Origin of the sequence: Cupriavidus sp. GA3-3 (genome assembly GCF_000389805.1) — a bacterium.
Lineage (GTDB): Bacteria > Pseudomonadota > Gammaproteobacteria > Burkholderiales > Burkholderiaceae > Cupriavidus > Cupriavidus necator_D.
Window position 1 is genome coordinate 117,417 of the sequence record NZ_KB944503.1, and the last position, 26,532, is coordinate 143,948.

The window sequence follows — 26,532 nt, forward strand, 5'->3', positions numbered from 1 at the left end:
AGAGTCACGAATGACGCAATCATCTCCGGTCGCTGCTGCGCAACTGCCCCAATGGCGGCCAGCTTTGATCCTGACAAAGCTGGCGCCACCGCGAACGCGCCACTATATCCATCGTGAACGCTCCATTGGGCTATTGCGGCCTGGCATGGAGCGCAAGCTGACGGTCCTGGTAGCCCCCGCCGGCTTCGGCAAGACGTCGCTGTTGAGTGAATGGAAGAAGGTCTTGGCGCAGGAAGGCTGCGCCGTTGGCTGGCTCAGCATCGACCGCGATGATGATGACCTCTTCCAGTTCGGCGCTTATCTGCTCGCCGCGGCAAGGGAAGCTTGCACGCAGGCCGGCGAGCCGATCCCTTGCGGCCTGAAGCCCGACCCGCTAGCGCCGGCGGACACGATGTTTGCGGAACTTCTCAATGCGGTCTTGGCCCTGCCGCGCCAAATGGTGTTGGTGCTGGATGATTTTGACCGGCTGGCATCGCCAGCCATTCACGAGGCGGTGTTCAGGCTGCTCCGATATGCGCCGGAGAACCTGCATCTGCTCGTCGCGGGGCGGGGCGAGCCGGGCTTTCCGCTGAGTTACTTCGAGGCCCGGGGCCAATTGCTGAAGCTGGATGCGGAGGCCCTGCGCTTTGACAGCGCCGAGGCGCAGGCGTTTTTTTCTGCCGTTTCCGGCCATGCCCTGAGCGCTGCCCAGATCGAGGTGCTGCTGCGAGCGACAGAAGGCTGGGCGGCTGGCTTGCAATTAGCGACGTTTGCATTAAGCGCAACCGACAAGCCTGACGTCTTTGCTGAGCGCTTGCCATTCGCCCGGCGCAGCGTTGAAGCGTATCTGAACGAGAACGTATTTGTTCACGTCCCCGAGCCGCTACAGACTTTTCTCCTACAGACCTCGGTGCTGGACCGGATGTCGGTGCCCTTGTGCGATGCAGTGACAGGCTCCAGCGAGTCGCATGCCACTTTCGAGTGGCTGATGGCTCGGAATTTGTTCGTCAGACCCTTGGACGCCGAGGGCCAGTGGTATCGCTATCACGCGCTGTTTGCCGAATATCTGAGAAAACGCCTGGTGAGGGAGCGTCCCCACGAAGTTGCCGAATTGCATCGCCGGGCCAGTGAATGGTTTGCGGCGCAATCGCTGTGGCAGGAAGCGGTCCGGCATGCCTTGGCCGCGGGGGATGTCGATCGCGCCGCCGGCTGGGTCGAGCAATGCGCGATGACCCTGGTCGAGGCCAGCGACGTGCGGACGGTGCTGAGCTGGGTTGCCAAGCTGCCCCCCGAGGCGGTGCATGGCCGGCTGCGCCTGCGCCTGGCGCAGGCTTGGGCGCTCGCGTTGACGATGCAGACAGTGGCGGCCAAAGCGGTGTTGCAGGCGGTCGAGGAGGACATTGGCCACGGGCGGCTGCCCTTGACCGAGGTAGTGCGCGTCGAGTTGCAGGCGGTCACGGCGCTAATCGCGGGTCTGTCCGATGAAAGCGAACTCTCATTGGAAATGGGCCGCAAGGTGCTTGCGCTCGGCCCCGACACCGGCTCATGGGAGGAGGGCATCGGGCTGACCACACAGATCTTCGGGCTCAGCTATGCAGCGGGATTTGACGAGGTCGAACGCCTGCGGCGCACGCTCACCCTCAATACCGGCGCTGATACGCCGATCTACGCCAAGGTGTACCGGCAAAGCATGGTTGGGCTCAGCTTGTTCGTGGAAGGCAGGCTGGGCGAGGCCGTTCAGACCCTGGAGGATGTGCTGCGCGAATCCAACGCGCGCGCCGGCCGGCAGTCTGCCGCATCGGTGCTCCCGGTCGGATATCTGGCCGCAATCCACTATGAATGGAATGACCTCGACAGGGTCGCGGAACTGCTGGACGAGCGGCTCGAGATGGCGCTGCAATCTTGCTCGCTGGGACCCCTGATCGGCTTCTGCGTGACGCTGGCCCGTCTGCGGCTGCTGGCGGGGAAGCAGGATGAAGCCTATCGGATCGTGGAAGACGCGGAAGCCGTAGCCAGAAGCCGCCAATGGCTGCGCATGCAGGTCGCGTGCAAGGCCGAGGCGATCCGGATCAGTATTGGTGCCGGAGATATCGGCCGTGCCGCGCGCATCGGGCACGACCTGGATGGGCTGGTCGGGCAGAAACCGGCGACCTTGCGTGGCAGCTACCTGGAAACCTGGCAACGCTTCCAGGTGGCGCATTGCCGGCTGCTAGTGGGGCGCGGCCGACCCGCGCTAGCTGTTCCCATCCTGCAGGGGGTGCAGGCTGAGGTCCGTGCGGCGGGCATGCAGTACCTGTCCGCCCAGATTTCAGTGATGCTGGCGGTCGCCCTGCACAGTGCGGGGCAGCGTGCGGAGGCTGTGCAGGCCATGCGCGCCGCGCTCACCTATGGCCAGGCGAACGGTCTGCAGCGGGTGTTTCTCGATGCCGGCCCTGCGGCCCGGGAAATCCTTGACGCGCTGTGTCTGCAGCAAGACCGCCTGGCCGAGGTTGAACCTTGGTATGTGAGGAGGCTATGCGCCGGGTTCGATGCGCCGGCAAGCGAGCCAGACGCCGCGGATGACCAGGCGGAGCCGGTGGCCGCCAGCAGGCTAAGCGCCCGTGAAGTGGAAATTCTCGACTACGTGGCACGAGGACTTTCCAACAAGGAGATTGCCCGGGCCATTCGTGTCGCCCCGGAAACCGTGAAATGGCATCTGAAGAATATTTTTGAGAAGCTGAAAGTGAACTCCCGCATCCAGGCGGTCCGCAGTGGCCTGGGCCGGGACCTGCCACGGGTCGCGGAGCGCCCCGTGGCGCGAAGCTAGGTTCCCGCGGGAGCTATCCGATCGCGAACCCATCAACACGCTCCATGTTCTTCCTGACCACCGGCGCGCTGTCCGACTATGTCGCCCGCGTCCAGTCATTCTCACCGCGATGGCGCTGCAGACTGTTGCGATCCTACCGTTCCTTATCGCTAATTGTGTCGCCACGCTGGTGCTCGCACGCATCACCCGGGGCGTTGCCACCGGCGTGGCCTCAAGCGTGCTCGGCGCCGGGCTGCTCGACCTGGACACCGTTCGCGGCGTAATGATCAACGGGCTGGCCCCGGGCTGTGTCTCGCAATGGGCGCGCTGGTCACCGGCGTGCTGGTCCAGTATCTGCCTGTCCCTCTGCACTCGGCGTATTTGTTGCTGCTCGCGATGACGCTGCTGCAAGGTATCCTGACGCTGCGCTTGCCGGAGACCATTGCACGCCGCGTCGACGCTTTAGGTTCTCTGCGTCCGACTATCCGTGTCCCTGCGCAGGCGAGGTCCGCGCTGATCCTGTCGTCGCCGACCAATGTCGCGGTCTGGTCGATGAATGGGCTCTGTCTTTCCCTAGGCCCGACGCTCGCCCGCAGTGTCACGGGTTGGCAGGCACCGTTGAGGGGAGCCTTGCTGGTGTTCGTGCTATCAGCGCAGCGGCCGCGACGCTGGCCGGGCGTCCGTGGACGGCACGGCAATCCATGATGGCGGGAGCGCTGTGCCTAATGACGGGCCTCGGCGTCACCCTGCTCGGGGCGAACTGCAGGGTATCGGCATCTTTTTCTTCGGCCTCGGCCGGGTGGCGGCAACCTACTGGTTTGGCGGCGCGCTGATCCTGTTGTCGATGGTAGCGGCCGTCGCCACCGTGTTCTGCCATCCACCTCATCGCAGCCTTGACGGGCACCTCGGCTAGGAATGCGTGCGCACGCGGCAGGCATTCCGGAACGGCCGGGGCGCACGGCATCGCTCGCACCCCTGTACTTGCCGCCCTGTGCCGTTACTGGCCCATCGTGAGCACGATCTTGCCGATATGGGTGCCGGAGTCCATCAGCTCATGGGCTGCCCGCGCCTGTTCCAGTGCGAATGTCTGGTAGATGAGCGGCTTGACCGCGCCAGATGCCATCAGCGGCCAGACCTGCGCCTCGAGCTCGCGGATGATCTCGGCCTTTTCTTCAGGCGTGCGCGAGCGCAGGGTCGAGCCCATGTGGGTGAGGCGCTTGGTCAACATCGGGAACAAGTCGACTTCCTTGGCGACGCCCTTGATGACACCGATCTGCACGATGCGCCCGTTAATGCCCGCGGCAGCGTAGTTGCGCGGGACATAATCGCCGGCGATGATATCGACAATGACATCGGCACCTTTGCCTTCGGTGACGCGCATGACGGCCTCGACAAAATCCTCTTCCAGGTAATTGACCGCGTAATCGGCGCCAAGTGCGAGGCTGGCGTCGCGTTGCGCGTCCGAGGCCACGGTGGTGATGATCTTGGCCGCACCAAAGGCCTTGCTGAGCATGGTGGCTGTGGTGCCGATCCCAGACGCGCCGCCATGGATCAGGACGGTGTCGCCCTTGGTGAACTTACCCCGCTGGAACAGATTGAGCCAGACGGTCATAAAGGTTTCTGGCATCGCGGCAGCTTCCACCAACCGCAGACCATCGGGCAGGTGCAAGGTATTGTGCTCGCTGGCGACACTGTACTCGGCGTATCCACCCCCCGGAATCAGGGCGCAGACGAGGTCGCCGACTCTGAATCCGGTGACGCCCTGGCCGAGGGCCGCGACTTCGCCCGCGACCTCGAGTCCGGGGATGTCGGAGGCGCCGGGAGGCGGATCGTACAGCCCCTTGCGCTGGAATACGTCGGGGCCATTGACGCCTGCCGCATGGTGGCGGATCAGCAGCTCGCCCGGGCCGGGCGCGGGCACTGGCCGCCGTGTGGGCACCAGCACTTCCGGGCCGCCGGGATGCTTGATTTCGATGGCCGTCATCGTATCGGGGATGTTATGCGAAGGCGAAGGCATGAAATTTCCTGATTAACTCGTGGAGCGCGGCGCAGATCTCCGTCGTGGGAATTGCTGTCGCGGTTGAGGCAGTATAGGTTTCTGCGATTCAATGATGTGATGCAGGGTTTCATGGCTGACATGCAGAATCGCATCGGACGATTTGTGCGGTTGAGAGGGGGATATGAACTGGGACGATGCCCGGGTTTTTCTCGCGCTGTATCGGGATGGCACGCTGCGCGCCGCGGCGAGATCGCTTGGCGTGGACCAGGCCACAGTAGGGCGGCGCCTTGCGGCACTGGAAAGCGTGGTTGGGGCAACCCTGTTCCTGCGCACGTCAAGCGGCTATGTGCTGACCATGGCGGGCGAGAGCGTGCTTGACGCGGCGCAGCGCATGGAGCACTCTGCCAATGACTTCCAGCGGTTGACGCAGGGACTCGACGACCGGCTCGCGGGCGAGGTGAGGATCACCACAACCGATTCGCTGGCGATGGATTTTCTGATGCCAGCGCTCGAGGCGCTACACGCAAAGTACCCCGAGGTCGTATGGCAGATTGATGCATCGACCCGGATGCTGAACCTGGCAAAACGGGAAGCGGATATCGCGATCCGCACGGCCAGGCCGGACAACCCCGACCTGATCGCACGCCGTCTGGCCCAATGGCCGATGGGGCTGTTCGCCTCACCAGGCTACCTTCGCGTGCATGGAGAGCCCCAGGCCGGTATGGCCTTTTCCGGCCATGACCTGGTGGTGTACCAGCCGTATGTGCTTGGGTCGAGGGAGCCAATGTTGGTGGGCGAACCCATTTCCGGCGGGCGTATCGTGGCGGCCGTCAATTCCAGCCTGATGTTGCGCAGTGCCATCAAGGCGGGGTTGGGTGTGGGCGAGATTCCTGTCTACATGGGCAAGGCCGACGACCTGGTCAGGCTCTGGCCTGAGCGTTGCCGCGACGTGCCCTATGAGGTGTGGCTGGTGACCCATAAGGACTTGCGCCACACCGCGCGGATACGCGCTGCGATCGAGGAGATCGCGCATGCCTTCGAACGCCTTCGGTAGGAGGAAGGAGACAGCCAGGCCATTCCCGGCTGCCGGCGTTGGCGCAGCCCCCCGTTCGGGGAGGGGCATTGACAGGGCTCGGCGAAGCGAGATGATGATGACTGCACGGGCGTGGCGGACCTATCGGGCGCCATGCCGGCCTGCCCCATGATCCATTTCCAGGGAGATCCGTGATGAGCCAAATCGAGATCGTCAAGGCGTTCTTCGCGCGCTACCGTGAGCATGACATAAACGGCATGCTCGCCATGTTTTCGCAAGATGCGCGTATCGATTATGTCCCCATGAGGCTGGAGGGGCCGGCCGGCGAGGCCGGCAAGACAATCTGGCGCGCCCTGATGGATGGTTTCCCGGATTTGAGCAACCAGGTCACTGCGGTCTATGGTGACGATGACCAGCGCACCGCAATTGCCGAGGTCACCATCACGGGCACGCAGGCTCGGGACGTGCTAGGGATCGCAAGCCGAGGCCAGTCCTTCTCGCTGCCGCACGTCTTTATCGTTCGTATGGACACGGATGGCAGGATCGAATTCATGCGCGCTTACTGGGACAACGCGGCGTTCTATGCCGCGCTGACGCCTGCAGCGACCTAGCACGGAGCTACCGCAGCGGGTTGCACGTCTGTGTGGCGCGCTACCCGCGCCGGGTCATGCGCCAGGGGTCAGTGGCTGGATGGTGCCGCCGCCCCATGGCCGGTCTGTGCGCGGACCAGTTGCGCGTCGAAGGCCTGGCGCTCTGCCTCGGCCCTGGCGCTCCGGTCGAAGCGCGAGCACAGGTATGTGACCAGGAACGCGAGCGGGACTGTGAACAGCGCCGGGTGGTCGTACGGAAAGATGGCTGAGGGGTGCCCCAGCACGTTCTTCCAGACGGCAGGGGAAAGTACCACCAGCGCGACCGACGACGCCAGGCCCGACGCCACGCCCCAGACCGCGCCGCGGCTGGTCAGGCCGCGCCAGTACATCGACAGCACCAACACCGGGAAATTCGCCGAGGCCGCTACATTGAAAGCCAGCGCGACCAGGAACGCCAGGTTCTGCCCTTTGAAGGCAATCCCCAGCAGCACCGCAACGATGCCGATGGCCAGCGTGGCTTTTTTGGTGACGGCGATCTCGGCTGCCTCGGTGGTAGTGCCGCGCCGTAGGACACCGGCGTAGATGTCGTGCGAGATCGCCGAAGCACCGGCCAGCGTCAGGCCCGACACCACGGCGAGAATCGTGGCAAAGGCGACGGCCGCCAGGAACCCGAGGAACAGGTTGCCGCCGGTCGCGCTGGCCAGGTGCATCGCGACCATGTTGCCACCGCCGAGCAGCTTTCCGCCGACATGGCCGCCTTCAAAATAGCGTGGATCGGTACCGACGATCACGATGGCCGCAAGTCCGATGGCAAACATGGCGAGGAACATGTAACCGATGCAGGTGCTGGCTACCAGCACGCTCTTGCGTGCTTCGCACGCATTCGGCACCGTAAAGAAGCGCATCAGGATATGCGGGAGTCCCGACAGCCCGAGCACGGTGGCCACACACAGCGAGAGCGCCGAGACCGGATCGGCGAACAGCGTGCCCGGCGCGAGCAGGGCGGGGCCGCTGCGGTGCACCGCGATTGCCCTGGCAGCCAGCGCTTCAAGGCTGAAGCCGAAATGCCCCAGCGCCAGGAACATCAGCAACGAGCCGCCGAACAGCAGCAGCACTGCCTTGACGATCTGCACCCATGTCGTCGCGATCATGCCGCCAACAGTCACATAGATCATCATCAGCACGCCGACCCCGATGACGGCATAGACATAGTCGATGCCGAACAACAACTGCACCAACTCGCCGGCGCCGACCATTTGCACGATCAGGTAGAGTAGCACCACCACCAAGCTACTGGCCGCTGCAATGCAGCGCGTGCTGACGGGATCGAGCCGGTCTGAAATAATGTCGACGAAGGTGAATTTGCCGAGATTACGCAGTCGTTCGGCCATCAGGAACAGCATGACCGGCCAGCCGATGAAGAACCCGACGATATACAGCAGGCCGTCAAAGCCGCGCGCATAGACCAGGCTGACCACGCCGAGCAGCGTGGCCGCCGACATGTAGTCGCCCGCCACGGCCAGGCCGTTCTGCATGCCGGTGATGCCGCCGCCTGCGGTAAAGAAGTCATTGGCGGTCCGGGTGCGCGAGGAGGCCCGGTACGTGATGCCCAGCGTCAGCGCGACGAAGAGCAGGAACATGGAAATGGCCTGGAGATTCATTGTCCGGCCTCCGACAGGATCTGCTGCACCATCGCTTCCAGCTCGCCGTTGGCCCGGCGCACGTAGAACCACGTCGCCCCCCACCCCAGCAGCATGATTCCAATGGCAAGGACGATGCCAAGGTTGAACAATGTTTCCGGATGAAGCCGCTCGGCCAGGCGCTGGGGCTGCATTGCAACCGCGAGCATCAGCGCGAGAAAGGGGGCGAGGACCAGGGCCAGCAAGGCCCGCGAGAGGCGAGCGCGTCGGCGGACCAGTTCGCCGAACCTGGGATGGCGCCTGATGCGCTCTGTTGTGGTGAAAGCTTGCATTGCTTTGTCTCCTGAAGCGGGTTTTCTAGTGAGAACGCACTTGCCACGCCGGCATTGGCTACCGGCTCATGGGTGGGTGCCGGAATTGGGGGAGGGGGGCGGGGCGGCCTGGTACTTGTCGCGGAGCAGGCGCTTGTTGATCTTGCCCACGCTGGTCTTTTCGATCGCCTCGACAAAGAGCACCCGTTCCGGCACCGCATACTTCGAGATCGCGCCACGGCGGACGAAATCGCGCAGATGCTCCTGGATCTCTTCTGCTCCGGCCGACTGTCCCGGCCGCAATACGATCAACGGCAGCGGGCGTTCGCCCCACCGCGCATCCTTGATGCCGATAACCGCCACTTCGCTCACCGCGGCGTGACGCGAAATCAGGTCTTCGAGCTCCAGTGACGACACCCACTCGCCACCGCTCTTGATCACATCCTTGATGCGGTCGGTGACCTGCAAATAGCCATCGCTGTCGATCGAGCCAATGTCGTTGGTATGGAGGTAGCCACCGGCCCACAGGTGCTCGGACTCCGCCGCATTGCCGAAATAGCCTTGCGTGAGCCATGGCGCGCGGACCACGATTTCGCCGCTGGCCTTGCCATCGTGCGCAATGTCGCGCATCTCGTCATCGACGATGCGCAGGTCGACCAGCGGAACCGGCAAGCCTGTCTTGGTGCGGACGTCGAGTTCGGTGGTGGCATTGCCAAGCAGCGAGGTCTTCACCTGCGCCAGTGTGAGGATGGGGCAGGTTTCCGACATGCCGTAGCCGGTGAACACGTCGATGCCGCGGTCGATCGCGGCCTGCGCAAGGCCGCGCGGCAGCGCCGACCCGCCCACGATGATCTTCATGCCGCTCAGATCGACCGCGGCTGAATCCGGGTGCGACAGGATCATGTGGAGCAGCGTGGGCACGCCGTGGGAGAAGGTGATGCGCTCGCTTTGCACCAGCCGAAGGAGTTGGTCCGCGGCATAGCGACCCGGATAGACCTGTTTCATACCAAGCGCCGTTGCCACGAAGGGCATCCCCCACGCGTGCACATGGAACATCGGCGTCAGCGGCATGTAGATATCGTCCCGATGCACGCGTCCCTGAGTCGGCGCGCCGGTCAGTGCCGCCATGGTCGCCAGCGTATGGAGAACAATCTGCCGATGGCTGAAATACACCCCCTTGGGCAAACCGGTGGTGCCGGTCGTATAGAAGGTAGTTGCCCGTGCGTTCTCGTCGAAGTCGGGAAAGGGATAGTCTGGTGGCGAAGCGGCCAACAGCGTTTCGTACTCGGCGACAAAGCCTTCGGCCAACGGCGCGCTCTCGAGAGAGAGCGTGTCGTCGCCGATCAGCACCAGGCACTCGACGGATTCCAGCTGGTCGCGGATTGCCGCTACGACCGGCAGGAAGTCGGCGTGGACCATCAGAAGCCTAACGCCAGCGTGGTTCAGTGTGTAGGCGATCTGTTCCGGCGACAGGCGCACATTTACCGTCATCAGCACCGCCCCCATCATGGGGATGCCGAAGTAGCTTTCGAGGTAGCGGTGGCTGTCCCAGTCCATGACTGCCACCGTATCGCCCGGTGCAATGCCGAGCGATTGCAGGCCGCTGGCCAGTTGGCCGATTCGGTGCCGCATGGTCCAGTAGCTGTGCCGCACCTGACCGCGGTAGACGATTTCCTGTTCCGGATTGACCGCCAGCGGCGCGTGCAGGAGCTGCTTGATCAGCAGCGGATAGGCATACGCCGACGGCGTGCGGTGGATTGGGGTAGGCCGTGTCACGGAGGAGCTCCTTGATCGCTGTGGCAGCGGCCTGGGCAGCATGCGCCATGACTTGCATGCAGCGCCAGGGACGCCGGATGCCTGCCAGCGTAAGCGCCGTGGCACGGCTTTCCAGCCCCCCAATAAGGGAGGCACCGGGCATCCTGAGGGTTGCCCCCGGGGGCATTGTGAGGTGCCTCCCCGTTCGGGTGGCTGGCTTCCCAGACGTGATGGCTTAACCTGCGCTCCGACAACCGCGTCGAAGGAGACTGCAAATATGGCTTCCCCACCTCGTCCACAACCTGTCTTTCCCGATCTGGAGGGCAAAGTGGCACTTGTGACCGGCGCATTCGGCGGGCTTGGCCGCCACTTCGCGCTGACCCTGGCAAACGCTGGATGCCGCGTAGTGCTTGCCGGCCGCCGACTCGCCGAAGGGGAGCGCTTGCTGGCAGAGATCCGGGCGATGGGCGCAGACGGATGTGTTGTGCAGTTGGATGTGTGTGACCCCGATTCCGTATCCGGCGCATTCTTCCAGGCCGAGCAGGCGCGGGGAACTGTGGACATCGTCGTCAACAGTGCTGGCATTGCAACCACCGGGCCCGCGCTAGAGACCAGCGAGCAGGATTGGGCGCGGGTCATCGATACCAACCTCACCGGCGCCTGGCGTGTGGCGCAGTACGCCGCGCAGCAGATGCGCGAAGCTGGCCGGCAGGGCAGCATCATCAATATCGCTTCCATTCTGGGTCTGCGGGTGGCGCAGCAGGTTCCCGCATACACGGCCGCAAAGGCCGGTTTGATCCACCTGACGCAATCGCTGGCACTGGAATGGGCGCGTCATGGCATCCGCGTCAACGCACTAGCGCCGGGGTACTTTGCTACGGAGATTAATCGCGCCTTCTTCGACACGGCCAGCGGGCAAGCGATGGTCCGGCGGATTCCTCAACGGCGCCTGGGACAGCCCTCCCAGCTTGATGGCGCCTTGCTGCTGCTGGCATCGGGGGCATCCGATTACATCACCGGCGCCGTATTGCCCGTCGACGGCGGGCATCTGGTCAGCTCGCTCTGATGCGTCACGCGATTTCCCACACCAGCCAAAGGACAGTCCAATGAACGATACGACTTACCGCAATTGGGACGCGCTGGCCCGGCTGCTCCACGCGCGCGGGCTGATCAACCAGGCATCGCTTACTGCCACCCGGCTTACCGGTGGCCAGTCCAATCCGACTTTCCTGGTCTCCTCCGGTGCACACCGCTACGTGCTGCGGATGAAGCCTGCCGGGCACATCCAGCCCAAGGCGCACGCCATCGACCGCGAGTTTCGCGTCATGAGCGCGCTCCAGGGCAGTAATGTGCCCGTCCCCGCCGTGTACTTGTACAGCGAAGACCTGTCCGTGGTTAGCAGCCCGTTCTACCTGATGGAGTACCTCGATGGCAGGGTAATGGTGGACCAATCGCTGCCGGGTATGCAAAGCGCCGAGCGGAGTGCCATCTACGCGGAGATGAATCGCGTGATGGCAGCGCTGCACCGCATCGATGTCCAGGCCGTAGGGCTTGCCGACTACAGTCCTGTCGGTAACTACCTGGCGCGTCAGATTGCCGGATGGACGCGCCAGAGCCGCGCCACTGGCGCGCTCGAAAGTTCCGCCATGCAAGCGCTGATGAGCTGGCTCCCAAGGAACATCCCCGCGGTCGAGGAGACGCGACTCGTCCATGGCGACTTCCGCCTTGACAATCTGGTCTTCCACCCGAGCGAGTCCAGGGTCATCGGGGTGCTGGACTGGGAGTTGTCCGCGCTGGGAGATCCGCTCGTCGATTTTGCCTATCATTGCCTGAGCTGGCACATCCCTTCATCGCTGTGGCGCGGTATCGCTGATCTCGACTTCGCAGGCCTCGGTATCCCGAGCGAACAGACATATTTGCAGTGGTATGCCGAAGCCAACGGCAGTGCGGGTCTCGAGCACTGGGACTTCTACATTGCCTACAACCTGTTCAGGTTGGCCGCCATTATGTTTGGTATTGCAGAGAGGGCACGGCAAGGCAACGCTGCCGCTGCGGATGCCGTCGAGACTGGCCGAAAGGCCGGACCGACAGCCGACCTGGGATGGCATTACGCGATGCGCTATGAGGCCATCCGCAATCGTAAGACGCATGCGCTGTCCTGATGAGGACATAGGTGACGCACTTCCTTGGCTATGTCTTGGTCATGCTCCAGGCAATAGCCCCCAGCCTTCTTGCACTTCGCTCAAATTCGCTCATTTAGGGACACTAGCCAATGACGTACCGTGCTCCTCTTAAAGAAATGTTTTTTGTCTTGGACACCTTAGCCGGTCTTGAGGCTATCAATAGACTGCCTGGATTTGAGGAGGCTTCACGGGAAACCGCATACTCTGTCCTGGAGGAGGCTGCCAAGTTTAGCGAGCAAGTAGTTGCACCACTAAACCGAGTCGGTGATCTGGAGCCAAGCCGGTGGCAGGAAGAGGAGGTGATCACGACGCCGGGGTTCAAACCGGCCTTCCAGCAATTCGCGCAAGGCGGATGGCAGGGAATTCAACATTCGCAACAGTTCGGTGGTCAAGGGCTGCCGAAGTTGATCGCGACTGCTTGTCACGAAATGCTGCACTCGGCGAACCTGTCATTCGCGCTTTGTCCTATGCTGACCGACGGCGCCATCGAGGCGCTGCTGACGGCAGGTTCCGACGCCCAGAAGGCCACCTTCCTGCCCAAGCTGATCTCGGGCGAGTGGACCGGCACCATGAACCTGACCGAGCCGCAGGCGGGCTCGGACCTGGCCGCGGTGCGCACCCGCGCCGAGCCGCAGGGCGACGGCACGTACAAGGTGTTCGGCACCAAGATCTTTATCACCTACGGCGAGCACGACATGGCGCAGAACATCGTGCATCTCGTGCTGGCCCGCACTCCTAACGCGCCTGAAGGCGTGAAGGGCATCTCGCTGTTCATCGTGCCCAAGTTCCTGGTCAATGACGATGGCAGCACCGGGGCGCGCAACGACGTGCATTGCGTCTCGATCGAACACAAGCTGGGCATCAAGGCCAGCCCCACGGCGGTGCTGCAGTTCGGCGACCATGGCGGCGCGATCGGCACGCTGGTCGGCGAAGAAAACCGCGGCCTCGAGTACATGTTCATCATGATGAACTCGGCACGCTTCTCGGTCGGCATGCAGGGCATCGCCGTATCCGAACGCGCCTACCAGCAGGCGGTGGCCTTTGCGCGCGAGCGCGTGCAGAGCCGCCCGGTCGATGGTTCGGCGCGCGAGGCGGTGACCATCATCCACCACCCTGACGTCAAGCGCATGCTGATGACCATGCGCGCGCTGACCGAAGGCGCGCGCGCCGTGGCCTACGTGGCCGCGGCCGCCAGCGACGCGGCGCACCAGCATCCCGACGAAGCCGTGCGCGGGCAGAGCCAGGCGTTCTACGAGTTCATGGTGCCGGTGGTGAAGGGCTGGAGCACCGAACTGTCGATCGATGTCACCAGCCTCGGCGTGCAGGTGCACGGCGGCATGGGCTTTATCGAGGAAACCGGCGCGGCGCAGCATTACCGCGACGCTCGCATCCTGCCGATCTACGAGGGCACTACGGCGATCCAGGCCAACGACCTGGTCGGCCGCAAGACCGTGCGCGACGGCGGCGCCGTCGCGCGCGCTATCTGTGCGCAGATTGTGGAAACCGAAGCCGCGCTGGGCCAACACGGCGGCGCTGCCTTCACCGCGGTGCAGGCGCAGCTGGCCAGGGGCCGCGCCGCGCTGGAAGCCGTGGTGGAATTTGTCGTTGCCAACGCCAAGGCTGATCCGAACGCGGTCTTTGCCGGCAGCGTGCCGTACCTGAAGCTGTGCGGCATCGTATTTTCCGGCTGGCAACTGGCCAGGGCGATGCTCGCTGCAGATGCAAAATCGGCCGAGGATCCGAACTTCTACGCCGCCAAGATCGCCACGGCGCTTTTCTTCGCGGAGCACGTCCTTTCGCAGTCTTCGGCTATGTGTGCCGCCGCGACGGCTGGAGATGTGGAGGTGACCTACTTTAGGGTTTAACGTGACGACCGACTGGTTCGCTCTGGCGAAATCTCAGCTCTTGATTGTGCCGTCAAATGAGCTTCTTATGGTCTTGATAGGCTGGGCAATTGAGGGACAGCCGTGGTGGTTATTGGTGCGCTCATATCTTGTGGATGACTGTTAGCTGTACAGATTCGGCCGTTGCATCGTAGAAAGCCATTGGCCGCTCATGGCCGGGAGGCGCCATTCGATCACGGATTTGGGCAGTCTCCATCCTCAAGCCTTCTTTGCACGTCTCGGTCTCCACCCAACTTTCGAACTGGGTAACGGCTGCGGAGTCAAAAGTTCGAGTCAGCAGGAATCGCAGTCCCTTTGACTCATGGTGGGAGCTAACGTGAGCCGGAGGATATCAATCCTAGCTCTATCAACATCTGTCTCAGTTCATCGCGTGAGAACCTTGATGCATCATAGAGCGCGTACACAAACGACTTTTCTGGGCAGTTGACCTTGTCGAAATAGCAGCCTTGCAAGATGAGGGAAAGCTAGAGTAGACAAGCGGCGTGCAGCGCCAACGAATATACACAGCGGAAAAGGGCACCCTTGGGGAGATAAAGCAAATGATTTCATACCAAGAAGGGTGCATTCGAGTTGAGCGCCTAGTTCAGCTCATGAATTACCGGGGACTGCTGACCGCGGCTGGGTTATCGACTGAAGGGGACGGGGCGATCTATTACATCCGCGAGATGCTGGAAGAGCTCCTGGAGGATTTTCGCCCGGTAATCTTTGCAACAGAGCCCAGTTCAGTCGTTGACACTACGGAACAGGTTTCCCAACTTATCGATAAAGTCCTTGGGCTAACGACGAGGTGGGTAACACTGATCATGGGCCCACTCGATCGCAGCTACCAGGTTTGCCCGAAGGATGGTGACGTAGGCTACACGCCGAACTTGGCGGAAGCCGCCGAATTTGAAAAGGAAGAGGAAGCCAACCAGGCGAGCCACGATCATTGCGATCCGGGCGTTGTGGTGATGCGCGACACTGCCGTCGGAACCTGAGGACCGAGCATTTGATCTTGATAGCGAGTTGGCCACTTTTTACAGCTTCGCGCGTCTCCGCGTATCGTTCCACGCCAGCCAACCAAAACGATGAGCATGCGCATCATGCCAAGCGTGGTGCCACGGTTGATGAGAATCATCGTGGTAGCGACACACGGCCTTGTGGAAAACGGTCGTGTCAATGAGCGGACGCAGATCAAATCGTCCGGAGATGTTTGCCGGGAGTGGATTTCCTACGATCTCACAAAGGATCTCCCAATCCCAGTCACTATCACAGGCAATGGTTAAGCTGCGGGGAAGGGTGTCGATCCACTGTCTGAGGTCATCTGTGAGTTTTGCACGATCGACGGCCGCATCCTGGAAACGCCCGAGCAGGGGTAGAACGTTGGCTCGTACAAAACGGCTGCAGTTATCGAGATCGAAATCCCGTAGTTCTCGGTAAAAAGCGTGCTGGCCATCCTCCGACACCATCCCGATGCTGATCAATTTTCGCTTAGTGAGATTGGTGAACTCGGTATCCAGGAATATCAGCATCGAAGGTCTAGACGGGCGAGGCATCTTCGAATCGGAGCCCACCGGACGTCTACAGGAATCATGCTTATAGGGATTCTCGCACGTTATACAAGTGCGTTGGAGGCAGAAAGGCATGCACGGAATGCAGAGGCGTCGACCTATTGCGCAATGATGTGCACGAGGTCTCAAAAGAAATCACAGAGTCACTTTCGGGGCTAAATCCGACGAATTCGTGCACACTTTTGCGTTGGAGCACTGACTGCACGCAGCGCTTGCTCCAGCCAGCGGCGCAACCTTCTTGATTTAACATAACACTTATTATGCGCGCATAGAGTGTAGCGGCTAAGCGGTAATGTCCGGTTCTGGCTAAGTTCAAATGTCCGAGTTTGGCAGGCGTAAGCTTGACGGCTTCCAGCGCGCGGGAGCCCGTCATGCCAGCAGGAGCCATTACCATGACGATGCGGAAGATCGACCGGCGCAAGGTCCCTGCGAGAAACTTGAGAATCCTGAGAAAGTTGAGTAAAGTGCAGGTGCCAATCCCGATGTGAATCCGTCCTGGCGTTGGCTCTAGCGTCGTTAGCCCAAGATCGGTTGTCCTGTGCGCGATCTGATCGCGAAGCGAGCATCCCCCCCGCCTTCGCCCCGCCCCGGGTTGTCATCTGATGGAGTTTGATATGACACCGCGTACCCACGTGCCGGCCGCCATTGCGGTCGGCCCCCAACTGGTCGAGAAATTGGTCCACGACATCGACGAGCAACTGGAACACACCATCGACGTGGGCGAACGTGCCCGCGTGATGGACATCGTGCGCCAGTGCCTGACGGCAACGCTCGGACACCCCGGCTCGCCGGCGGCAGATGTCGAGAACCGGCTCGCCGTGTCATATCTGAAGCCCTCGGAGGTCATTGCACAGGGTCTGGTGGCCATGTCGCAGGCGACACTATACCGCGCAGTGGAGGATGCACGCTTTTACTGTGTCACCCCGCGCGGCAAGGCGATCGGCCGCGCCTTCCCGGCCTGGCAATTCGCGCCGCCGGTGCCGGAGCTGCTGGTTCCGGTGCTGCGCCAGATGAAGAACCTGCCGAGTAGCGAAATCCATGCGTTTTGGGTCACCCCGGTCGATGCCTTCGACGACCTGACGCCTGCCGAAATGCTGGCGGGCAAGGCGTTCCAATCGCGCGCGGCACTTACCGCCGCGCAGCGTGGCCACCTTGCACAATCCGCCGGCGAGCGGCAGGGCTGGGTGATCGCGCAGTTGACCGCGCTGCCCTCGCGCAGTTCGGATCTGATCAGCTGATGTCGACGTCAAAAATCATTGGGACTTGACTGGCGATGGAGCGCCGGTCGGTTTCCGGTATCCGTCGCGCAAGCACAGGAGCCATCTGGCACTGGCCATCCAGTCCGATTCGCTTGAGCAATGGCGCTGCCAGGTCGATATACGGGTGACGCCGTTCGCGGACATGCCGGAGTTCGAAGCGTTGCGCGCCGACGCGAACTACGCCGCCCCGTTCGAGGGCGGGTTTTTGTTGGACTGAAGCCGACTGCTCGGCCACGCCTTTTGCGGAGCCACAGGAATTCCGCATATGGTAAGGCCGAATTTGGGAGGCATAACTGGCCGATGAAGCCTTAACCGAGAAACCGCCGATGCCCACCAACCCCGCCCAGGACTCAAACCGCGCCGCTGACGCAACCACCACACGTGGCACGGCTCCAGAGGTTCTTCGGGCGTTCCTGAAACTTGGCCTGACTTCGTTCGGCGGCCCGATCGCGCACCTCGGTTACTTCCGAGCCGAATTCGTCGAGCGCCGCCGCTGGCTGGACGACAAGAGCTACTCGGACCTGGTCGCGCTGTGTCAATTCCTGCCGGGGCCAGCCAGCAGCCAGGTTGGCATGGCGCTGGGGCTGCAGCGGGCGGGCTGGCTTGGCGCGCTGGCCGCCTGGATGGGCTTTACCCTGCCCTCTGCGATTGCACTTGTCCTGTTTGCCTTTGGCATTGCGCGCTGGTCCGGCGTTGCGGATTCCGGGGCAGTCCACGGCCTGAAGGTGGCGGCCGTGGCGGTTGTCGCACAGGCGGTATGGGGCATGGCCAGGTCGCTGTGTCCGGACCGGCTGCGTGCCGGCATCGCGGTCGTGGCCGCGCTTCTGGTCCTCGCGGTGCCAAGTGCGGTGGGCCAGGTTGCCGCCATTGTGCTGGGTGGCCTGGTTGCGCGCTGGACCTTGCAGCTGAACCATCTGCCTCCTGCCCAGCATCTCAACTACGGTGTGAGTCGCCGGGTCGGCGCTTTGCTTCTCGCGTTGTTCGGCGTGCTGCTGGTGCTGCTCCCGGCCCTTGCCGCAATGACTGGTTCGATGGCGGTGTCGGCCGTGTCGGTCTTCTACCAGGCCGGAGCGCTGGTTTTCGGGGGTGGGCATGTCGTACTGCCGCTGCTGCAGGCTGGCGTGGTGCCCCCTGGCTGGGTCGGCAACGATGCATTCCTGGCGGGCTACGGCGCAGCACAAGCAGTTCCGGGTCCCCTGTTCACCTTTGCCGCGTACCTCGGGGCGCTCTCGCCCGCGCCATTGGGTGGATGGGTGGGCGCGCTGGTACTGCTTCTCGCGATCTTTGCACCGGCGTTCCTGCTGGTGGCCGGCGCATTGCCGTTCTGGGAAAGCCTGCGCCAGCGCGACGGGGTGCAGAGCGCGATGGGTGGCATCAATGCAGCCGTCGTTGGCGTACTGGCCGCCGCGCTGTACGACCCGGTGTGGACCAGCGCGATCCACTCGAAGGCGGATTTCGGCCTGGCGCTGGCGGCCTTCGGCTTGCTCGTCTACGGCCGCGTGTCCCCCGTACTGGTGGTGGCCGGCGCGGCGCTGGGTGGGTGGATCCTGGCGCTCTAGCCGGGGATCCGCCAACCCAGGTCGCCACGCTCAGATCACGGCACGCTCACCAACACCGCCGCGGCCGGATCCGCCGCCGCATCGCCCTCCATGACGATCAGCTTCGCTGGCGCGGCGCTCTTTGGCGAAAGCGTCGTCACGACTTCGCGCAGCGGGCCAATGGCGGTGCCGTTGGCCATGCCGGCCGCATTGGTGCGGAAGCTTGCCACGGGCGTGGCCTGCCCTGCGACATAGACGCTGTACGTGGTTTGCGGCTTCAGCTTGAACAGGGATACTTCCAATGCGTCGACGACACCGAGATTGCGCGCGACCACAAAGCCCTTGGCATCGCCACGGACCGGTTTAAGGGCGATGTTGACCGGATCGCTGTTCGCTCTCTGCACAAGGTTGGCGGTCCCGTCGCCGCCTGGCACTGCGTTGGAGACATAGACCAGTGCCTGCGGCGCCTGGCCAACCGGCACGCGGGTCGTGACCTGGTTCGTTGCGGTGTCGATCACGTCGACGGCGTCGCCGTTTTCCAGCCCGACATAGATGCGTGAACTGTCATCGGCAGCCCAGATGCCGTGCGGCAGCGCGCCGACCGGAATGGTCGCGACCAGCCGCGGTTCGGCCTCGGTGGTGAATACCTTGACCACGTTTTCGCCGCCCACTGTCACATAGGCGAACGTGCCACGCGCGGTCCTGGCAAAGGCAAGGTGATTGGTGATGAAGCCGGAGTCGAAGACGCCCTTCACTTCCAGTTTCTCGGTGTCGATGCGGGTGACCTTGCCCACGTCCTTGTGCGTCATCCACACCTCGCGGAAGTCCGGCGTGAACTGCAGGAACGGTGAGAACGGGCTGGTGACACTGAGGCGCTTGACCACCTTGTGTGCCCTGACATCGATGACATCCACCACGGGGTTGAAGCTGGACACCACGAAGGCGAGCTTGCCGGCAGGATGGAACAGCACCATGCCCGGCCCTGCCGTGGTCTGGATGCGGCGGGTTTCCCGGAATGTCACCGGGTTGATGACGGAGATATAGTCTTCGCCGCGCACGACTACCCACACCTCTTTTCCATCCGCGGTAAAGAAGCCCTCATGCGGTGAGCGGCCGATATAGGCAATGCCCTTGACCTTGTTGGTCGCCGTATCGATGAACGCGACGGAATTCGATCCGTTCGAGATCGCGATCAGGGTCCGATGGTCGGGCGAGAAGCCAAGGCCGTGGACATTGAGCTCGCCCTTGTAAAGCGGCGACAGCACGTCCGGCCGCGCGTTGCCAAGGCGGATCTGCCCAAGCAAGGTGTTGCTCGCCGGATTGATCACTGAAACGGTGTTGCTGTTCTGGTCGGCGGTGTAAACGCGATCCCGTGGCTGCGGCGCGGCGACTGCGAGAGGCGCGGCCACGGCAAGGATAAGGGCATGTCTTTTCATGATTCGGTCCAGAAGCGGGCGGTGTATGTCCGCCGGTTAGCGAGGATCGGTGGCGCCAGGTGCCCTGGCCTGGCTGCGCTGGAGCCAGGCTTGCATCAGGCGGATCTCGTTTTGCTGCTCGGTGATGATGGCCTGTGCAAGATTGCGCAACTCCGGGTCTTTGCCATACAGCAGCAGCGCCTTGGCCATGTCGATCGCGCCCTGGTGGTGCGGAATCATCATGGTGACAAAGTCGTGGTCGGGGATGCCGTTCATGGCTGCCTGCGCCATACCGTGATCCATTACGGCCATGGCGTCAACCATCAGGCCGGCAAACGGTTTTGCGGTGCTGGCGACAAAGGGCGGCGGCACCTGCCCCGCAGTGGTTTGGTGATGGTGGTGGGCTTCCTGGGCTGGCGCGGCAAAGCTTGCAGCCCATAGAAGCAGCGCCGGCACGATGCGTGCCGCGGTGCCGACGCCATTGCTTGGGGTTCTCCGTTGCATTGCAGGGTCTCCTTTCTACCGGGCCTGGCGTTAGCCGGCGGCCGGGGGGTACCTGCGTATACACATGGAGGGCGTGGACTATTCCATGGAAAGCCGGATTTTTTGCGGACCAGCCGCTGGACAGGCCTGCGATGCGTGACGCAGCCCCACCCTCCCCTTACGGGGTATCCGCCCGTCCCGGCGCACCGTCCAGGGCCGCCAGTATCCGAAACGCTGCCTTTACCCGCTCCGGTACCGGGAAGTTCTTGTTCGCCAGCATCACGATGCCAATCCGCTTCGCCGGCACAAAGACCACGTAGGCGCCAAAGCCATTGGTCGAGCCGGTCTTGTTGACCAGCACATCGGCGGGCGATGACAGCGGCGGCTCCAGCCGGCTCACCTGGTTCGCCTCGAGCACGACCTGCGGTGAACTGCCGGCCAGCACGCTGTCGACCCGTGTGGGCCAGGCGTACATTTCCCAGCCCAGCCCCTGCACCATGTCGCCGACCTTGAAGTACCCGGTGTGCGTCCCGGCAATGGCACGCCGCAGCTTGTCGTCCAGGCCGGCACTGTCGATGTTGGCTTCGACAAAGCGGATCATGTCGGCCGCCGTGGTTTTCACGCCGTAGGCTTCGGCATCCAGCACGCCGGGCGTCACGCGGACCGGCTTGCCGTCTTTCGAATAGCCATAGGCGTAGTCGCCCATGCGCGCTTCGGCACCCTGATGTAGGTGTGGGCCAGGCCCAGCGCCGGGAACAGCGTCTTCTCCATCAGGTCATCGAAGGGCTGGCCCATGCTGCTGGCGGCCAGGTAGCCGAACAAGCCGATGCTGGGATTCGAATACTGGCGATGGCTGCCGGCGGCATATCTGGGGCGCCAGCCCCGGAAATAGTCGACCATCGTCCTGGTATCGGTGACCGCATCCGGAAACTGCAGCGGCAGGCCGCCGGCGGCATAGGTGCCGAGGTCGAGCAGGCTGGTCGCGCCCAGGCTGCTTCCCGCAAGCGCCGGCAGGTATTTCCCGGCAGGGTCGGCCAGGGACAGGGTGCCGCGGGCCTGTCCATAGGACGCGAGCGTCGCGGTGAAGGTCTTGCTGACCGAGCCGATCTCGAAGAGCGTGTCGCCGTCGACCTTGCGCCGGCCCTCCTTCGCCGCGACGCCGTAGTTGAAGACGTAGCGCTTGCCGCCGGCCGTGACGGCAACGGCCATGCCGGGGACGCCGTGCGCCGCCATCAGGGGGCGGATGGCATCGTTCACAGCGCGTTCTATCTGGCGCTGGCCGACACTGTCGGCGGCACTGGCGTTGGCCGCGAAGAGGCTGCAAGCCATGGCGATGGTGGCGATGCGGGCAACAGGAATCCGTTTCATATCCGGCGCTTGGCGATCATGCTGGGGGGGCGGCGCCGGACCATGGCGGTGCGCGCCCGTGGCGGCACGGACGCGCAACTGGAGCGGCTGCAGAAGTACAAAGCTTAACAGCCGCCGCCGTCGCATGTGGAGTCCCGCACCGAAGCGCCCCGCCTGGCCTGCAAGGTGAAGCCGGCGATATCAGAGCGAGGACGGCGCAGGCTTGTCCGTGTCGATGCCGTAGCGCGTGATCGCCTCGGCCACCACCGACGCCGGCACCGTGCCCTGCGCCGCAAGCGCGCGCAGCGCCGCCACGCAGACATAGGCGCGATCGACCTCGAAGAAGCGGCGCAGCGACGGCCGGTTGTCGCTGCGGCCATAGCCGTCGGTGCCCAGCACCGTGAAGGGAGCCGGCACGTAGGGCGCAATCAGTTGCGGATAGGCGCGCACGTAGTCAGTGGCCGCCACCACCGGCGCGTCGCCGGCCAGCAGCGCTTCCACATGGCTGGGGGCGATGCTGTCCTGCGGATGATGCAGGCGCTGGCGCGCGGTCTCGCGCGCCTCGCGCTCCAGCTCGGAGAAGCTGGTGACGCTGAACACCTCGCTGTCGACCTGCCAGTCCTCGGCCAGCATCTGCGCCGCGGCCTCCACCTCGCGCAGGATGGTGCCGCTGCCGAGCAGCCGCACCCTGGCGCGCCCGCCGCCTTCCACCTGCGCAAGCCGGTACATGCCGCGCACGATGTCGCGCTCCACGCCCGCCGGCATCGACGGCTGGGCGTAGTTCTCGTTCATCACGGTCAGGTAATAGAACACGTCCTCCTGGCGCTCCATCATCGCGCGCATGCCCTCGTCGACGATGACTGCCAGCTCATAGGCGTAGGCGGGGTCATAGGCGCGGCAGTTGGGGATGGTGGCGGCAATGATGTGGCTGGTGCCGTCCTGGTGCTGCAGCCCTTCGCCGGACAGCGTGGTGCGGCCTGCCGTAGCGCCCACCAGGAAGCCGCGCGCACGCTGGTCGCCGGCGGCCCAGATCAGGTCGCCGATGCGCTGGAAGCCGAACATCGAGTAGTAGATATAGAGCGGCAGCATGGCCGTGCCATGGTTGCTGTAGGCGGTGCCCGCGGCAATCCACGACGACATCGCACCGGCCTCGGTGATGCCTTCTTCCAGGATCTGGCCGCGGATGTCCTCGCGGTAGTACAGCATCGAGCCGGCGTCCTCGGGCTCGTACAGCTGGCCCTGCGATGAATAGATGCCGACCTGGCGGAACAGGCTGGCCATGCCGAAGGTGCGCGCCTCGTCGGCGACGATGGGCACCACGCGCGGACCGAGCGCCTTGTCCTTGAGCAGGCCGGTCAGCATGCGCACCATTGCCATGGTGGTCGACATCTCCTTCTGGTCGGCCGCCACCGCGAACTGGCCGTATTGCGCCAGCGGCGGCACCGCCACGGTGTCGGCCTGGCGCTGGCGCGCCGGCAGGTAGCCGCCCAGCGCCTGGCGGCGTTCGCGCAGGTAGCGCAGCTCAGCGCTGTCCTCGGCCGGGCGGTAGAAGCGCATCGATTCCAGGTCCTCGTCGGACAGCTCCAGGCCGAAGCGGCTGCGGAATGCCTTCAGCGCCTCGATGTCGAGCTTCTTCTGCTGGTGCGTGGTGTTCTGCGCCTGGCCGGCATTGCCCATGCCATAGCCCTTGATGGTCTTGGCCAGGATCACCGTGGGCTGGCCCTTGTGCGCGCGTGCCGCGGCAAAGGCCGCATGGAGCTTGCGCAGGTCGTGTCCGCCGCGGTTCAGCGCCGCCACCTCATCCGGCGTCATATGCGCGACCAGTGCCTTCAGCGCTTCGTTCTGGCCAAAGAAATGCTCGCGCCCATAGTGGCCGTCCTTGGCCTTGTAAGTCTGGAACTGGCCGTCCATGGTCGAGGCGAAGGCGCGCAGCAACGCGCCGGAGTGATCGCGCGCGAAGATCGAGTCCCAGGCGCTGCCCCACAGCACCTTGATCACGTTCCAGCCCGCGCCGCGGAACAGCGCTTCCAGCTCCTGCACGATCTGGCCGTTGCCGCGCACCGGGCCGTCCAGGCGCTGCAGGTTGCAGTTGATGACAAAGGTCAGGTTGTCGAGCTTCTCGCGCGCTGCCAGCGGCAGCGCGGCGATCGATTCGGGCTCGTCCATCTCGCCGTCGCCGAACACGCCCCACACGTGCCGGCCCGAAGTGGCCTGCAGCCCCCGGTGCTCCATGTAGCGCATGAAGCGCGCCTGGTAGACCGACTGGATCGGGCCCAGCCCCATCGAGCCGGTCGGGAACTGCCAGAAGTCCGGCATCAGCCAGGGGTGCGGATACGAGCACAGGCCCTGCCCCCCCGCCTCGCGGCGGAAGTTGTCGAGCTGGGCCTCGGACAGGCGTCCTTCCAGGAAGGCGCGCGCGTACACGCCCGGGGCCGAGTGCGGCTGGAAGTAGACCAGGTCGCCGCCGTTGCCGGCATCGGCGCCCTGGAAGAAGTGGTTGAAGCCGACCTCGAACAGGTCCGCCGCCGAGGCATAGCTGGAGATATGCCCGCCCAGTTCACCGTAGGCCTGGTTGGCGCGCACCACCATGGCAAGGGCATTCCAGCGCACGATGCCGGTGATGCGCTCTTCCATCGCCAGATCCCCCGGATAAGGCGGCTGGCACTCGACCGGGATGGTGTTCAGGTAAGGCGTGTTGCTCTGAGCCGTGGTCGACACACCCAGCGCGGGGGCGGCATCGAGCAGCCGGCCGAGCAGGAAGCGCGCGCGCTCCTGCCCGCATTGCGCCACCACTGCCTCCAGCGCGTCCAGCCATTCGCGCGTCTCCTGCGGATCGTCGTCGCCGTCGGGCATGGCCTGGGCGAGCAGGCGGGCGTGTGGGGAGGCAAGGTCGGTCATGGGGAAGTCTCCAATGGGTTTTGTCCCATTCTATGGAGTGCCCTCCCGCATGAGGTGCTGAAATTGACTGCCTATCCGGCAGGTGGCAGCACAATCCACTGCCGCTCACCATAAAAACCACTCGAAAATGCTGAGGCCGCGGCATATCCCACGCCGAACGCCGGGCTAGCGCGGATTGCGCAGCGGCAAGGCTGTGTCGTACATCACCTGCTTGAGTGCGAAGCTGCTGCGGATGTTGGCGACGCCGGGGATGCGCGTGATCTCGTCGACGATCAGCCGCTCCACGGCCTGCACGTCGGCCACCACGGCGCGGATCAGGTAGTCGGCATCGCCCGTCATCAGGTAGCACTCCATCACGTTGGGCAGCGCGCGCACGGCGCGTTCGAAGGCATCCAGCCCCTCGCGCGCCTGCCGCTCCAGCGACACGTGGATAAAAACGTTGACGTTGAGGCCAAGCTTCTGCGGATCGAGCAGCGTCACGCGCTGCCGGATGATCCCGCGCTGCTCCAACGCGCGCACGCGCGCCAGGCAAGGCGACGGCGAGAGGTTGACGCGCGCGGCCAGCTCGACGTTGGTCAGGCTGGCGTCGCGCTGCAACGCCTCGAGGATCCGGATATTGATTTCATCCAGTTCGGGTTCCTGCATGGGGTTCCTGTATGGCCGGCTCGATGTGAAGTGCATGGCGCCCTGCCTCCTTGCGGAAACGGGGCGCCGGGCAGAGCGCTAGAATACAGGCCGCGCGGCGCGGGCGGCAAACCTCCAGGCTTGCAGGGCCGCCACATGGCGATCGTGGAACCCGGCCAGCAGCCGGCATCAGGTTCCCGCGCCCTCCCCGCGTGCCTGCGCCCATGCGTCCCAGTACGGCGGACTGCCGATGGCCGTGCGCACGCACTCCGCAAACGCGCGCAGCCGCGCCGACACCCGCCGGCCTTCCGGGTGGGCGATATAAATGGATTCCGGCTCGGCCCGCAGGCCGACCTCGATCACGGCCAGCGCCCCCTGCCGGATGGCATCGCCGGCAATAAAGGTCGGCAACAACGCGATGCCGACTCCCGCGATGGCGGCATCTCGCATCATGTCGCCGTTGTTGACGCGCAGCGCAACGGCGGCACGGGCGATTTCGGTGCCGTCGGGGCCGTGCAGGCGCCAGTCAGCCGCGCCGCGGTTGGCGTAGAAGATGCCACGGTGCTGCTGCAGCTCCGCCAGCGTTGCCGGCGCGCCCATCTGCGCCAGGTAATCCGGGGATGCGACCAGGAGGCGGTGGCTGGGGGCAAGCTGCCATGCCACCAGGCGCGAGTTCTCCAGCGGGCCGTGCCGCACCACGGCGTCATAACTGTCGGTGGCCGCGTCCACGCGGCGGTCGTCCAGGTCCAGGCTCAGCTCCAGTTCCGGATGCCGGGCCAGGAACGGATAGATGGCAGGCCCCAGGTGCATCCGGCCAAATGTGACCGGCGCGGAAATCCGCAACGACCCGGCCAGGGTGCCGCGCCGCTCGGCAACATCGGTTGCCGCCGCCTCCACTTCATGCAGGATGCGCGTGGCCCGCTCCAGGAAGGCGGCGCCATCCTCGGTCAGCGACAGCCGCCGCGTGGTCCGGCGCAGCAGGTTGGCACCCATCGCCTTTTCAAGCTCGGCCAGGCGTTCGCTGACAACGGACTTGGACAAGTTGAGCCGCCTCGCGGCCTCGCTGATAGAGCCTGCCTCGACCACGGCGACAAAGCTGGCGACACCTTCTAGCTTGAACATTGTTCGGCATATCCGGAAAGTTGTTCCGCGATCTTCAGTCTAGTTCGAACCACGCGCGTTGCCCATACTGGTTTCACGAGGCAGCAGGACGGTTCCTGCTGCCCTACCCGCAAAACC

22 protein-coding genes and 1 pseudogene are annotated in these 26,532 nt (G+C 64.0%); 12 read left to right on the forward strand and 11 right to left on the reverse strand.

The features are described from left to right. Positions 1–10 precede the first annotated feature (10 nt). Positions 11–2,785 carry a LuxR C-terminal-related transcriptional regulator gene (locus tag C265_RS27195; protein WP_081645165.1) on the forward strand — a complete coding sequence of 925 codons (2,775 nt, stop codon included), beginning with the start codon at positions 11–13 and terminating at the stop codon, positions 2,783–2,785. A 297-nt stretch (positions 2,786–3,082) separates the two neighbouring features. Then, entirely contained in the window at positions 3,083–3,469 is a 387-nt protein-coding gene (locus C265_RS31095; RefSeq protein WP_010809339.1) for a hypothetical protein, read from the forward strand. A 292-nt stretch (positions 3,470–3,761) separates the two neighbouring features. Here the strand turns inward: C265_RS31095 and C265_RS27205 are convergent, their stop codons facing one another. Continuing rightward, a complete protein-coding gene (locus tag C265_RS27205) occupies positions 3,762–4,781 on the reverse strand; it encodes an NAD(P)H-quinone oxidoreductase (protein WP_010809340.1) in 1,020 nt (339 codons plus the stop codon). Positions 4,782–4,944: 163 nt separating this feature from the next. Between C265_RS27205 and C265_RS27210 the strand changes: the two genes are divergently transcribed. Beyond that, positions 4,945–5,817, forward strand: a complete 873-nt coding sequence (locus C265_RS27210; protein WP_010809341.1) for a LysR family transcriptional regulator — start codon at positions 4,945–4,947, stop codon at positions 5,815–5,817. Between the two features lie 173 nt (positions 5,818–5,990). Next, positions 5,991–6,407: a nuclear transport factor 2 family protein gene (locus tag C265_RS27215; protein ID WP_010809342.1), complete on the forward strand. Its 417-nt coding sequence runs from the start codon at positions 5,991–5,993 to the stop codon at positions 6,405–6,407. A gap of 68 nt (positions 6,408–6,475) precedes the next feature. Here the strand turns inward: C265_RS27215 and actP are convergent, their stop codons facing one another. From actP to C265_RS27230, 3 genes are all read right to left on the reverse strand, one after another. After that, positions 6,476–8,047 (reverse strand): cation/acetate symporter ActP, encoded by a 1,572-nt coding sequence (gene actP / locus C265_RS27220; protein WP_010809343.1) that lies wholly within the window; start codon positions 8,045–8,047, stop codon positions 6,476–6,478. Further along, positions 8,044–8,358, reverse strand: a complete 315-nt coding sequence (locus C265_RS27225) for a DUF485 domain-containing protein (protein WP_010809344.1) — start codon at positions 8,356–8,358, stop codon at positions 8,044–8,046. The genes actP and C265_RS27225 overlap by 4 nt, the downstream gene beginning before the upstream one ends. Positions 8,359–8,424: 66 nt before the next feature. Further along, a complete protein-coding gene (locus tag C265_RS27230; RefSeq protein WP_246840256.1) occupies positions 8,425–10,155 on the reverse strand; it encodes a fatty acid--CoA ligase in 1,731 nt (576 codons plus the stop codon). 214 nt (positions 10,156–10,369) lie between these two features. Here C265_RS27230 and C265_RS27235 point away from each other — a divergent pair, with 214 nt between their 5' ends. The 4 genes from C265_RS27235 (at position 10,370) to C265_RS27250 (ending at position 15,156) form a co-directional block, all read left to right on the forward strand. Further along, positions 10,370–11,158, forward strand: a complete 789-nt coding sequence (locus C265_RS27235; protein ID WP_011617164.1) for an SDR family NAD(P)-dependent oxidoreductase — start codon at positions 10,370–10,372, stop codon at positions 11,156–11,158. A gap of 40 nt (positions 11,159–11,198) precedes the next feature. Continuing rightward, positions 11,199–12,254, forward strand: coding sequence for a phosphotransferase family protein (locus C265_RS27240; RefSeq protein ID WP_010809347.1), 1,056 nt, complete (start codon positions 11,199–11,201; stop codon positions 12,252–12,254). 110 nt (positions 12,255–12,364) lie between these two features. Further along, the gene (locus C265_RS27245; protein WP_037025429.1) at positions 12,365–14,140 is read left to right on the forward strand and encodes an acyl-CoA dehydrogenase; all 1,776 of its coding nucleotides are present in this window, start codon (positions 12,365–12,367) and stop codon (positions 14,138–14,140) included. Positions 14,141–14,718: 578 nt separating this feature from the next. Further along, complete coding sequence (locus C265_RS27250) at positions 14,719–15,156, forward strand: hypothetical protein (RefSeq protein ID WP_010809349.1); 438 nt, start codon at positions 14,719–14,721, stop codon at positions 15,154–15,156. Between the two features lie 39 nt (positions 15,157–15,195). On the opposite strand, the gene C265_RS31885 is transcribed toward C265_RS27250, so the two are convergent. Then, positions 15,196–15,690 (reverse strand): 3'-5' exoribonuclease, encoded by a 495-nt coding sequence (locus tag C265_RS31885; protein WP_011617160.1) that lies wholly within the window; start codon positions 15,688–15,690, stop codon positions 15,196–15,198. Between the two features lie 671 nt (positions 15,691–16,361). On the opposite strand from C265_RS31885, the gene C265_RS27260 reads away from it, so the two are divergent. From C265_RS27260 to chrA, 3 genes are all read left to right on the forward strand, one after another. Next, positions 16,362–16,967 (forward strand): hypothetical protein, encoded by a 606-nt coding sequence (locus tag C265_RS27260; protein ID WP_246840257.1) that lies wholly within the window; start codon positions 16,362–16,364, stop codon positions 16,965–16,967. A 25-nt stretch (positions 16,968–16,992) separates the two neighbouring features. Then, positions 16,993–17,205, forward strand: coding sequence for a hypothetical protein (locus C265_RS27265; RefSeq protein ID WP_010809351.1), 213 nt, complete (start codon positions 16,993–16,995; stop codon positions 17,203–17,205). 109 nt (positions 17,206–17,314) lie between these two features. Beyond that, positions 17,315–18,547 (forward strand): chromate efflux transporter, encoded by a 1,233-nt coding sequence (gene chrA, locus C265_RS27270; protein ID WP_010809352.1) that lies wholly within the window; start codon positions 17,315–17,317, stop codon positions 18,545–18,547. Between the two features lie 35 nt (positions 18,548–18,582). Here chrA and C265_RS27275 read toward each other — a convergent pair whose 3' ends face one another. The 3 genes and pseudogenes from C265_RS27275 to ampC all read right to left on the reverse strand — a co-directional run bounded on the left by C265_RS27275 (position 18,583) and on the right by ampC (position 21,753). Beyond that, positions 18,583–19,962, reverse strand: a complete 1,380-nt coding sequence (locus C265_RS27275; RefSeq protein WP_037025433.1) for a YncE family protein — start codon at positions 19,960–19,962, stop codon at positions 18,583–18,585. A 36-nt stretch (positions 19,963–19,998) separates the two neighbouring features. Beyond that, entirely contained in the window at positions 19,999–20,445 is a 447-nt protein-coding gene (locus C265_RS27280; protein ID WP_010809354.1) for a DUF305 domain-containing protein, read from the reverse strand. Positions 20,446–20,602: 157 nt separating this feature from the next. Further along, positions 20,603–21,753: pseudogene (gene ampC, locus C265_RS27285) on the reverse strand (class C beta-lactamase). Between ampC and C265_RS33025 the strand changes: the two are divergent. Next, entirely contained in the window at positions 21,646–21,900 is a 255-nt protein-coding gene (locus tag C265_RS33025; protein WP_246840259.1) for a hypothetical protein, read from the forward strand. The pseudogene ampC and the gene C265_RS33025 overlap by 108 nt on opposite strands. A 72-nt stretch (positions 21,901–21,972) precedes the next feature. On the opposite strand, the gene mdeB is transcribed toward C265_RS33025, so the two are convergent. The 3 genes from mdeB to C265_RS27300 all read right to left on the reverse strand — a co-directional run bounded on the left by mdeB (position 21,973) and on the right by C265_RS27300 (position 26,415). Beyond that, positions 21,973–24,669, reverse strand: a complete 2,697-nt coding sequence (gene mdeB, locus C265_RS27290; RefSeq protein WP_010809355.1) for an alpha-ketoglutarate dehydrogenase — start codon at positions 24,667–24,669, stop codon at positions 21,973–21,975. Between the two features lie 165 nt (positions 24,670–24,834). Beyond that, entirely contained in the window at positions 24,835–25,314 is a 480-nt protein-coding gene (locus C265_RS27295) for an Lrp/AsnC family transcriptional regulator (protein WP_010809356.1), read from the reverse strand. A gap of 168 nt (positions 25,315–25,482) precedes the next feature. Further along, complete coding sequence (locus tag C265_RS27300) at positions 25,483–26,415, reverse strand: LysR family transcriptional regulator (protein WP_010809357.1); 933 nt, start codon at positions 26,413–26,415, stop codon at positions 25,483–25,485. Positions 26,416–26,532 lie beyond the last annotated feature (117 nt).

Bases quoted from the DNA above. Each gene is read 5' to 3' on its own strand.
- C265_RS27195 (WP_081645165.1), top strand. From the start codon at position 11: ATGACGCAATCATCTCCGGTCGCTGCTGCGCAACTGCCCCAATGGCGG.
- C265_RS31095 (WP_010809339.1), top strand. From the start codon at position 3,083: ATGGGCGCGCTGGTCACCGGCGTGCTGGTCCAGTATCTGCCTGTCCCT.
- C265_RS27205 (WP_010809340.1), bottom strand. From the start codon at position 4,781: ATGCCTTCGCCTTCGCATAACATCCCCGATACGATGACGGCCATCGAA.
- C265_RS27210 (WP_010809341.1), top strand. From the start codon at position 4,945: ATGAACTGGGACGATGCCCGGGTTTTTCTCGCGCTGTATCGGGATGGC.
- C265_RS27215 (WP_010809342.1), top strand. From the start codon at position 5,991: ATGAGCCAAATCGAGATCGTCAAGGCGTTCTTCGCGCGCTACCGTGAG.
- actP (WP_010809343.1), bottom strand. From the start codon at position 8,047: ATGAATCTCCAGGCCATTTCCATGTTCCTGCTCTTCGTCGCGCTGACG.
- C265_RS27225 (WP_010809344.1), bottom strand. From the start codon at position 8,358: ATGCAAGCTTTCACCACAACAGAGCGCATCAGGCGCCATCCCAGGTTC.
- C265_RS27230 (WP_246840256.1), bottom strand. From the start codon at position 10,155: ATGCTGCCCAGGCCGCTGCCACAGCGATCAAGGAGCTCCTCCGTGACA.
- C265_RS27235 (WP_011617164.1), top strand. From the start codon at position 10,370: ATGGCTTCCCCACCTCGTCCACAACCTGTCTTTCCCGATCTGGAGGGC.
- C265_RS27240 (WP_010809347.1), top strand. From the start codon at position 11,199: ATGAACGATACGACTTACCGCAATTGGGACGCGCTGGCCCGGCTGCTC.
- C265_RS27245 (WP_037025429.1), top strand. From the start codon at position 12,365: ATGACGTACCGTGCTCCTCTTAAAGAAATGTTTTTTGTCTTGGACACC.
- C265_RS27250 (WP_010809349.1), top strand. From the start codon at position 14,719: ATGATTTCATACCAAGAAGGGTGCATTCGAGTTGAGCGCCTAGTTCAG.
- C265_RS31885 (WP_011617160.1), bottom strand. From the start codon at position 15,690: ATGCTGATATTCCTGGATACCGAGTTCACCAATCTCACTAAGCGAAAA.
- chrA (WP_010809352.1), top strand. From the start codon at position 17,315: ATGCCCACCAACCCCGCCCAGGACTCAAACCGCGCCGCTGACGCAACC.
- C265_RS27275 (WP_037025433.1), bottom strand. From the start codon at position 19,962: ATGAAAAGACATGCCCTTATCCTTGCCGTGGCCGCGCCTCTCGCAGTC.
- C265_RS27280 (WP_010809354.1), bottom strand. From the start codon at position 20,445: ATGCAACGGAGAACCCCAAGCAATGGCGTCGGCACCGCGGCACGCATC.
- mdeB (WP_010809355.1), bottom strand. From the start codon at position 24,669: ATGACCGACCTTGCCTCCCCACACGCCCGCCTGCTCGCCCAGGCCATG.
- C265_RS27295 (WP_010809356.1), bottom strand. From the start codon at position 25,314: ATGCAGGAACCCGAACTGGATGAAATCAATATCCGGATCCTCGAGGCG.
- C265_RS27300 (WP_010809357.1), bottom strand. From the start codon at position 26,415: ATGTTCAAGCTAGAAGGTGTCGCCAGCTTTGTCGCCGTGGTCGAGGCA.